This is a genomic window from [Clostridium] symbiosum ATCC 14940 (assembly GCF_000466485.1).
Taxonomy (GTDB): Bacteria; Bacillota; Clostridia; order Lachnospirales; family Lachnospiraceae; genus Otoolea; species Otoolea symbiosa.
The window spans coordinates 96138-104630 of record NZ_KE992799.1; the positions used below are offsets into that span (position 1 = coordinate 96138).

Consider the following 8493-nt stretch of genomic DNA (forward strand, 5'->3'; position numbering starts at 1 on the left):
AAATATGACAACAAATGAAAGACAGGTAACCGTGATGAATCTACTCAGAACACTCCTGATTGGCGGAGATGATAATCTGGAAAAACGGAATATGGTCTGGAACATGCTGGGAAGCTTGCTCTATGCGTTCGCATCGATGGTTCTGTCTATCGTGGTGATTCAGGTAGTGGGAGAGGACGAAGGTGGAATATTCAGCTTCGCCTTTTCCGCATTCGGACAGCATATGTTTATGGTCGCCTATTTCGGAATGCGTCCCTTTCATATTACGGATATAGGAAGGCGTTACACCTTTGGAGAATATCTGCGCCTGCGTTTTGTAACCTGCGGCGGAGCGCTTGTTTTTGGCCTGCTGTATGTATACTTTAACCAGGATACTTATACTTACGTAAAGACCATGACGGTGATTTTAATGGTTTGTTATAAGGTGATAGACGGCTTTGCCGATGTATACGAAGCCGAGTTTCAGAGAGACGGCCGCCTTTATCTGACAGGAAAGTCCAATACGTTCCGGACGCTCTTTTCAGCGGGCAGCTTTATCGCCTGCCTTGTTATGAGCCATAACCTGGTGCTGTCCTGTATGGTTTCTGTGATTGCACAGATTCTGGGCGTCCTGATATTTAATATATCCATAATCGGAGAGCTTCCCCAGGTGGACTGGAGCTGCCGGAAAGGCAGATGTTCGCTGCTGTTTCAGGAAAACTTCCTGCTGTTTCTCTCGGCGATTATTGATTTCTATGTATTTTCCGCATCCAAATATGCAATTGAGGGAAATATGCTGAACAAAGATCAGGCCATTTTCGGAGCTATCTTTATGCCGACCAGCGTCATTAACCTGGTGGCCGGTTTCGTAATCAGGCCTTATATTACAAAGCTGTCCCTGGTCTGGGAAAACCGCGAATTTGCGAATTTCGCGAAGGTGGTCGGCCGTCTGGCTGCCATCATTGCCGGACTTACGGTGCTGGCTTTAGGCGGAGCATGGTTCCTGGGAATACCGGTGCTGAGCATGCTGTATCCGAAGATAGGATATGCGATTGCAGACAGCCGTCTGCCACTGCTTCTGATCATTTTGGGAGGAGCGTTTAACGCCTATATTAACCTGTTCTATTATTCACTGATTATTATGCAGAAGCGCAGGCACATATTTGTCATATATGCCCTGGTGGCAGGGGCCGCCTTCCTGATTTCCTCTCCGTTTGTGAGGTGGATGGGAATTCTGGGAGGAGCGTTGTCCTACCTGATGCTGATGTTTGCGCTGACAGTCTGCTTTGGGCTGACGGCCCTCTATTTTTACAGGAAAGAAAACCGAAATGGGAGGAAAATGGCGAAATGATTAATTTTACAGTTGGACCCGTTCAGATGGAGAAAGAGATACGGGAAATCGGCGCAGAAGAGATACCGTATTTCCGCACGCCGGAATTCTCCGCACTGATGAAGGAAAATGAATCCCTGATGACCCGTTTTATGAAGGCCGGTGATAAGGCCAGAACAGTGTTTCTGACAGCCTCCGGCTCAGGGGCCATGGAGGCGGCGGTAATCAACCTTTTTACCCCGGATGACCGGCTTTTGGTGGTGAATGGCGGCAGCTTCGGCGCGCGTTTTGTGAAAATCTGTGCCGTCCATGGGATTCCTTATGATGAAATAAAACTGGAGAGCGGCCGGAAATTAACGGCCGGGCATCTAATGCCCTATGCAGGCCAGGGATATACGGGTTTTCTCGTCAATGTCCATGAAACTTCCACCGGAGTTCTCTATGATATGGACTTAATCAGCCGTTTCTGCAGGAAAAACGGGATGTGGCTTGTGGTGGATGCCATCAGCTCTTTTCTGGCCGATGACTTCAGGATGGAGGAATGGGGCGTGGATCTGGTGCTGACCGGATCACAGAAGGCTTTGGCCCTGCCTCCGGGGATTGCCGCGGTTGTGATGAATGAAAGAGCAGTTAAACGGGTGGAAAAGGCAGAACCCAGGTCGCTCTATTTTAACCTGAAGGACTGTTTAAGAGACGGGGAACGAGGACAGACTCCGTTTACCCCGGCTGTCGGAATCCTGATCCAGATGAACCGCAGGCTTAAAATGATAGACGAAAAGGGAATGGAAAGGGAGAGGGAGCAGATAGAATCATTGGCATCAGATTTCCGGCGCCAGATTTCCGGTATGCCGTTTGAAATTGTATCCGAATCGCTGTCTGCGGCGGAAACGCCCCTTCATCCCACCGGAACGCTTCCCGACGGAAGTCCGGTATCGGCTTACCGGATTTTTGAGATACTGAAAGACGAATACGGGATCTTTGTATGCCCCTGCGGCGGTGAACTGGCAGAGAAGGTTTTCCGCGTGGGCCATATAGGGCATCTTACGGCAGAAGATAATAAAAAACTGATTGATGCATTGAAAGACATGCAGAACAGGGGGCTTTTGTGAAAACACTGATTTTAGCGGCAGGACGAGGGACGAGAATATCGCGTTATCTTTCCGGAAACCCGAAATGTACGGTGGATATCGGGGAAGGAAAATGTCTGATCCAGTATACGGTGGATCTGCTGAAATCCAGGGGAATCCGCGATATCGGGATTGTTCTGGGATATAAGAGCCAGGTGATACGCGACGTTCTTGAGGGCCGGGAGGTTTCATTTTTCTATAACCCGTTCTACGATGTAACCAACAGCATTGTTTCCGCCTGGTTTGCCAGGGATTTTCTCGAAGGAGACGATCTGCTGATTATGAATGGGGATGTTTACCTGGAAGACCGTCTTCTGGACCGGATCCTGGCGGAGAAGAAGAGTCCGGTGATGTTTGCCGATGAGAGCCGGAAAGAGACGGCCGATTATAAATTTTTCTATGAAGACGGGATTTAAAAAAAATACGGGAAAGAGCTGGAGGGCAGCGATATTACAGGTGAATATATCGGAATCGGCCGGTTTGCCAGAGCGTTCCTTCCCGAATTTTGCGGCAGGATGGAAGCGATGATTAACCGGCAGGAGCATTCCGTCTGGTGGGAGAATGTGATTTACGGACTGACAAAAGAGATGCCGGTCTATGTGGAGGACGTGGACGGACATTTTTGGGCGGAAGTAGATTATATCGAGGATTACGAGCGGATTCTGGAACACAGAGGCGTGGAAAAAATCGTGAGATAGTATACCGTAACAATTCAGTCATGATGTATTCCGCGAGGTGTTTTCCCGTTTCTGTGCATCGTTTATTGCAGTTTGGCCAAAGGCTGAACTGTAATAGCTTACCCGATAAATAGAGCAGGCAGGTGTGGACTTTGAAAGAGAACGTTCAAAAAGAAATTATAAAAAACCAGAAGAAGCTGGCTCTGACCGTGCTGGCTGTTCTTATTGCAGGCATTTTTCTCGAAATATTCTGTAATCTTCCGCTGATCCGGGCGAACTCCGGGAAAAACCAGGGCAGTTTTTCAGTTGACATAAGTCAGACTACTTATGAGGGATTCCATGAAGACGGAGGAAAACTGGTATTTGACGGGAACGGCGGCAAGATACGCGTGCCGCTTAGCGGACGTTATGTGGACAAGTTCTGTTATTCCTACGAATATGAGGGGCTGCTGAATGCCACGATGAAGGTGGGAGTTTATAATGAGTACGGCGAGCTGCGGGAGCGTGACATCCTAACGGTGGAAGACAGAAACAGCAAGAATATAAAAACTTCCTGGATTCCTGTGGGAAAGAGGGCGGAGTATGCGGAAATCTATATTTTCCGGGATGCTCTTGACGAGCCAGGGCTGTCTTATATTGATTTTTCCGGTTTTCCGTTAAAAATCTCAGGTTTTGAGGCAGTCACAATCCCTGCCGTCAACTGGTACAGGCTGTGCTTCTTCTGGTGCGCCCTTGGAATTGCCGCCATGCTGATTTTCTTCCGGGATTATTTTGGAAAACGGATTGAAGTGGGATTCCTGGTTATTTCCGTCACCATCGGGACGCTTTTCTCCCTGTCCCTGCCGGCCAATAAGGTGAGCTGGGATGAGGAGGTTCATTTTTCACAGAGCTTCTGGCTGTCCAACTACAGAACGCCGGTATCGGTTTCCCCTGCCGTCACCCAGGAGTTTATTGCCGGGATTGACACCTGGCCTTATAATCAGCCGGGAACAGTGGAAGAACAGAGAGAGCTTGACAATTATCTGGACACTGCGGGCGATTACCGGAACGGGGGAATTACCTGGAGCGCTGATTTAAATAAAACAATTTTTACCGGATATGCCGGCGAGGCATTATTCCTGAAAGCGGGACAGATGTTTCGTCTGCCCTTCTCCCTCGTATATAAGCTGGGAAGGCTGGGCAACCTTTATATTTACTGTATCATCCTCTGTCTGGCCATCAGGAAAACACCGGTCGGAAAAGGGATTATGGCCTTCCTCGGGCTGATGCCGGAGCCGATGATGCTGGCCGGGGTATATTCCTACGACCCGACTGTGACGGCTTTTATGTATTTATCCTTTGCCTGCATCCTCCGGGCCATTTTAGATACGGAGAAAAAGATAACCTGTACGGACTATGCCGTGATGATGCTGGCATTCTTCTGGGGATGCCGAATCAAGGCGGTATATGCGCCGCTGCTCCTGGTTGGCCTGTTAATACCTGCGGATCATTTCAGAAGCCGGAAAGAGCGTCTTATTATGAAGGGCGGAATGATAGCCTTGTGCCTTGGACTGATGGCCTCTTTTGCACTGCCGGCAATCTTTTCACCCAGCGAGACAGGAGATTTGAGGGGGGAGAATACCAGCGAGGCAGGACAGATGTCCTATATACTTGGACATCCAGTCGCTTATGCAAAGATATTGCTCCAAAATATCTTTAATACCCTGCCTTCTTATGTAATGGGCGAAAAATCGCTGGGACTGCTGGGACATCAGGGAGAGGCAGCGTTTCCCTGGCTGATTTATGCAGGCTCTGCGGCAGTTATCCTCACGGGTGGACAGTCTTCCTGTGGAAAACGTCTTGACTGGAAGCAGAAATTGTGGATATTCGTCCTCGCATCGGCGGCAGTTGTCCTTGTCTGGACATCTATGTATCTTGTTTTTACAACACCGGGCAATACTTATATTGACGGCGTGCAGGGGCGTTACTACATTCCGCTTCTGTTCCTGGTATGGCTGGTGTTTAACCCGAAATGGATTACCGTACACCTTAAAAATCAGGATTACTACGCAGTGGTGCTTGCGCTGGCAGGAGGAATTCTTTTGTCAGAGTATTATGTGAATGTGCTGCAGAAGTTCTGTCTGTAACATTTAAATTGAAAGGAAGTGGCAGGATGAAGATACAGAAACGAGGTTTGGTTAAGTCCGGCATTATAACCGGCGCAGACAAAGAAGGACAGCCGTTGCATACCTTTGCAGTCTGTGCCTATAAGGATTCGCCTTATCTGGAGGCCTGCATCCGCTCCCTTACGGAGCAGCAGGTAAAGACAGATGTGATTTGCTGTACCTCCACTCCGAGCCCTTACATCGAAAAAATTACAAAGAAATATGCGGTTCCTCTCTATGTGAGGGAGGGAGAGAGCAACATCAGGGAGGACTGGCTGTTTGCCTGGCATAAAGCCGGTGGCCGTCTGGTGACGATTGCCCATCAGGACGACGTTTACAGAAGCGATTATACAAAGGAGCTTTATCAGGCGTTTGCGAAATACCCCGACATGTCGGTTTTTGTCAGTGATTACATGACGTTAAAGATGACGGAAAGAGGGATGAAGACCGAGTGCTTCAACAAGGTATGGCTGGTGAAGAAGATACTTCGGATGCCGCTCCGGCTGAAATTGCTGTCAGGTCTGCGGCCGGTAAAACGAAGCAGCGTTATCTTCGGCAATTCGCTCTGCTGTCCGGCCTGTACGTATCAGAAGGAGCTGGCGGGGGAAGAGATGTTCCGTTCCAGGTATGATTTTGCTCTGGATTGGGATAATCTTTATGAGCTTGCAGGACAAAAGGGCAGATTTATCTGCGTGGAAAAACCGCTGATTGCATACAGAGTCCATGAGGGGGCGACGACGAAAGCCTGCATTGAAGACAACAGGCGGACAAAGGACGAGATGGCCATGTTCGAGAAAATGTGGCCCGGATGGCTTGTGAAGATTCTGATGCATTTTTACGTGAAGGCCTATGACGAATACGGTAACAGTTGAGACAGGTCTGCGTACTGGCTGCGCTGAACGTGCGAAAAGATAGTGGCAGCAGGCATTCGGCTCATCGCGAAGCGATTTCAATTAGCCGAATGCTGTAACAGTTCAGACAGGTCTAAAAATTAGTACAATAAGTACGGGATGGCAAAGCGCCGGGAGGACGAGATGAGTTCGGCAGAAGTACCGGAAAACGGAAGAATAAAAATAGATGTGATCATTCCTGCTTTCAGGCCGGGTGACAAGCTGGAGCAGCTTCTGAAGCGGCTGCAAAAGCAGACCTGGCGTCCAAACAGGATCATTATCATGAATACGGAACGCCAGTATTGGAATGCAGAGCGTTACGAGCCGCTGTTTGAGGGCAGTGAGACAGAACTGACCTTAATCCATCTGGCTCAGGAGGATTTTGATCACGGGGGTACCAGACACAGGGGGATTCTTGAATCGGATGCTGAAATCTGCATCTGTATGACCCAGGACGCCATACCCCATAACAGGGAGCTGGTAAAAAATCTGGTTTCGGCCCTGATGGCCGGGGAAGATATTGCGGCATCCTATGCGAGACAGCTTCCAGCGGCGGACTGCGGAGTGATTGAGCGTTTTACCAGAGATTTTAATTATCCGGGTATCAGCCGGGTAAAGGGGAAGGAAGACTTAGAAATACTTGGCATTAAGACGTATTTCTGTTCCAATGTCTGCGCCGCTTATAAACGTGACATCTATCTGAAACTGGGAGGCTTTACGGCGAAGACAGTATTTAATGAAGATATGATTTACGCGGCCACAGCCGTAAAGGCGGGATATAAAATAGCCTATGCGGCAAACGCGGAGGTGATTCATTCCCATAATTATAAAGCAATGGAACAGCTTCACCGGAACTTTGATCTGGCAGTTTCCCAGGCGGATCATCCGGAAGTATTCGGCGGACTTCCCTCCGAAGGGGAAGGGATGCGTCTTGTCAGGACAACGGCCGGATGGCTGTTAAAGAATGGGAAATGGTATCTGCTTCCGGAGCTTGTGCTCCAAAGCGGATTTAAATATATTGGATACCGGCTGGGAAAAGCATATAAAAAACTTCCGGTCCGGCTGATTAAAAAGCTTACAATGAACCAGTCGTACTGGGAATAATTGTTGGTTACTGTTCGAAGAACCGCGCTTTCCAGCAAAGCTGCGAATAATAATAAGCGTTACATTGACGGAGGAAAAAATGGCAGAGCTGCTAATTGTAATACCCGCTTATAATGAGGCAGAAAATATTGAACGCGTAGTAAACCGGCTCATAAAAGAGTTTCCGCAGTATGACTACGTGATTGTAAACGACGGTTCCAGGGATGAGACGGCGGCTATCTGCAGGCGCAATGGCTATAACCTTTTGGATCTGCCGGTTAATCTGGGACTTGCAGGCGGTTTTCAGGCAGGGCTTAAGTATGCGGCCCGGTATGGATACCGTTATGCGGTTCAACTGGACGGAGACGGACAGCACAGGCCGGAATATATTGCGGCGATGAAAGAAAAAATGGACGAGGGCTACGAGATAGTAATCGGCTCCCGCTTTGTCGGCCAGAAGAAACCATTTACGATGAGGATGCTTGGTAGCAACCTGATTGAGAAAGCAATCCGGATGACAACCGGTGTGGATATCAAGGATCCGACCTCCGGAATGAGAATGTTCAGCAGCAGGATGATAGAGGAGTTCGCCAAAGGACTGAATTACGGACCGGAGCCGGATACAGTTTCCTATCTCATTAAACAGGGGGCAAGAATCGCGGAGGTTCCCGTTATTATGGATGAGCGCCTGTTGGGAGCCAGCTACCTGACCCCGGTCAATGCATCCCGGTATATGATCAAAATGCTGATATCAATCCTGCTGATACAGAATTTCAGGAAGAGAGGGTGACGGATGATGACGCTTATGCTTCGGATTGTTTTAATTGTTGTTTCTGTGGCGACCACGATTCTTATTATGAGGCGGATCCGCCAGTCCAAACTTCAGATAGAGGATTCCATCTTCTGGATTGGTTTTTCCTTCATACTGATTTTGTTCAGTATATTTCCGCAGTTACCGGCGATTCTGGCCCGGCTGGCGGGGACATATACGACAGCGAACTTTATTTTCCTGTCGGTGATTTTCCTGCTGATTGTAAAAATGTTCCATATGTCAATTAAGATGTCACAGCTGGAAACCAGGGTAAAAGAACTGGTTCAGGAGATGGCTCTGGAGGAGAACAGGAGGGCGCAGGAGGAGAAGGAAAAGCGGATAGAATGGGAATCTGGTGTTTCCGAACATGTTTCTGAATAGGTTATTGTTTATAGCGCGCCGCTATGTGTGGGTTTTTAGATTTAGTTAAGCAGGTGAGGACGCCGCCGGTA

At 48.7% G+C, this 8493-nt stretch carries 9 protein-coding genes; all 9 read left to right on the forward strand.

Features of this window, described 5'->3' with window-relative positions:
* The first annotated feature begins 4 nt into the window (after positions 1–4).
* On the forward strand, positions 5–1330 hold the full coding sequence (locus CLOSYM_RS01640) for a lipopolysaccharide biosynthesis protein (RefSeq protein WP_021640679.1): 1326 nt from the start codon (positions 5–7) through the stop codon (positions 1328–1330).
* Positions 1327–2418, forward strand: coding sequence for a pyridoxal-phosphate-dependent aminotransferase family protein (locus CLOSYM_RS01645; RefSeq protein ID WP_021640680.1), 1092 nt, complete (start codon positions 1327–1329; stop codon positions 2416–2418). Before CLOSYM_RS01640 ends, CLOSYM_RS01645 begins: the two co-directional genes overlap by 4 nt.
* Positions 2415–2852: a phosphocholine cytidylyltransferase family protein gene (locus CLOSYM_RS23320; protein ID WP_021640681.1), complete on the forward strand. Its 438-nt coding sequence runs from the start codon at positions 2415–2417 to the stop codon at positions 2850–2852. Before CLOSYM_RS01645 ends, CLOSYM_RS23320 begins: the two co-directional genes overlap by 4 nt.
* Before the next feature lie 108 nt (positions 2853–2960).
* The gene (locus CLOSYM_RS23325) at positions 2961–3134 is read left to right on the forward strand and encodes a glycosyltransferase family protein (RefSeq protein WP_242828634.1); all 174 of its coding nucleotides are present in this window, start codon (positions 2961–2963) and stop codon (positions 3132–3134) included.
* A gap of 122 nt (positions 3135–3256) precedes the next feature.
* Positions 3257–5239, forward strand: coding sequence for a DUF2142 domain-containing protein (locus tag CLOSYM_RS01655; protein WP_021640684.1), 1983 nt, complete (start codon positions 3257–3259; stop codon positions 5237–5239).
* Positions 5240–5265: 26 nt separating this feature from the next.
* Positions 5266–6129 (forward strand): glycosyltransferase family 2 protein, encoded by an 864-nt coding sequence (locus tag CLOSYM_RS01660; RefSeq protein WP_009297678.1) that lies wholly within the window; start codon positions 5266–5268, stop codon positions 6127–6129.
* Between the two features lie 162 nt (positions 6130–6291).
* Complete coding sequence (locus CLOSYM_RS01665) at positions 6292–7251, forward strand: glycosyltransferase family 2 protein (RefSeq protein ID WP_003497695.1); 960 nt, start codon at positions 6292–6294, stop codon at positions 7249–7251.
* A 79-nt stretch (positions 7252–7330) separates the two neighbouring features.
* Complete coding sequence (locus tag CLOSYM_RS01670) at positions 7331–8020, forward strand: glycosyltransferase family 2 protein (RefSeq protein WP_003497693.1); 690 nt, start codon at positions 7331–7333, stop codon at positions 8018–8020.
* Positions 8021–8023: 3 nt separating this feature from the next.
* Positions 8024–8422 (forward strand): DUF2304 domain-containing protein, encoded by a 399-nt coding sequence (locus CLOSYM_RS01675; RefSeq protein ID WP_021640686.1) that lies wholly within the window; start codon positions 8024–8026, stop codon positions 8420–8422.
* The last annotated feature ends 71 nt before the right edge of the window (positions 8423–8493 follow it).

Excerpts from the sequence above, each read along its gene's own strand:
- CLOSYM_RS01645 (WP_021640680.1), top strand. The coding sequence starts at position 1,327 with ATGATTAATTTTACAGTTGGACCCGTTCAGATGGAGAAAGAGATACGG.
- CLOSYM_RS01640 (WP_021640679.1), top strand. The coding sequence starts at position 5 with ATGACAACAAATGAAAGACAGGTAACCGTGATGAATCTACTCAGAACA.
- CLOSYM_RS01660 (WP_009297678.1), top strand. The coding sequence starts at position 5,266 with ATGAAGATACAGAAACGAGGTTTGGTTAAGTCCGGCATTATAACCGGC.
- CLOSYM_RS23325 (WP_242828634.1), top strand. The coding sequence starts at position 2,961 with ATGATTAACCGGCAGGAGCATTCCGTCTGGTGGGAGAATGTGATTTAC.
- CLOSYM_RS01665 (WP_003497695.1), top strand. The coding sequence starts at position 6,292 with ATGAGTTCGGCAGAAGTACCGGAAAACGGAAGAATAAAAATAGATGTG.
- CLOSYM_RS01675 (WP_021640686.1), top strand. The coding sequence starts at position 8,024 with ATGATGACGCTTATGCTTCGGATTGTTTTAATTGTTGTTTCTGTGGCG.
- CLOSYM_RS01670 (WP_003497693.1), top strand. The coding sequence starts at position 7,331 with ATGGCAGAGCTGCTAATTGTAATACCCGCTTATAATGAGGCAGAAAAT.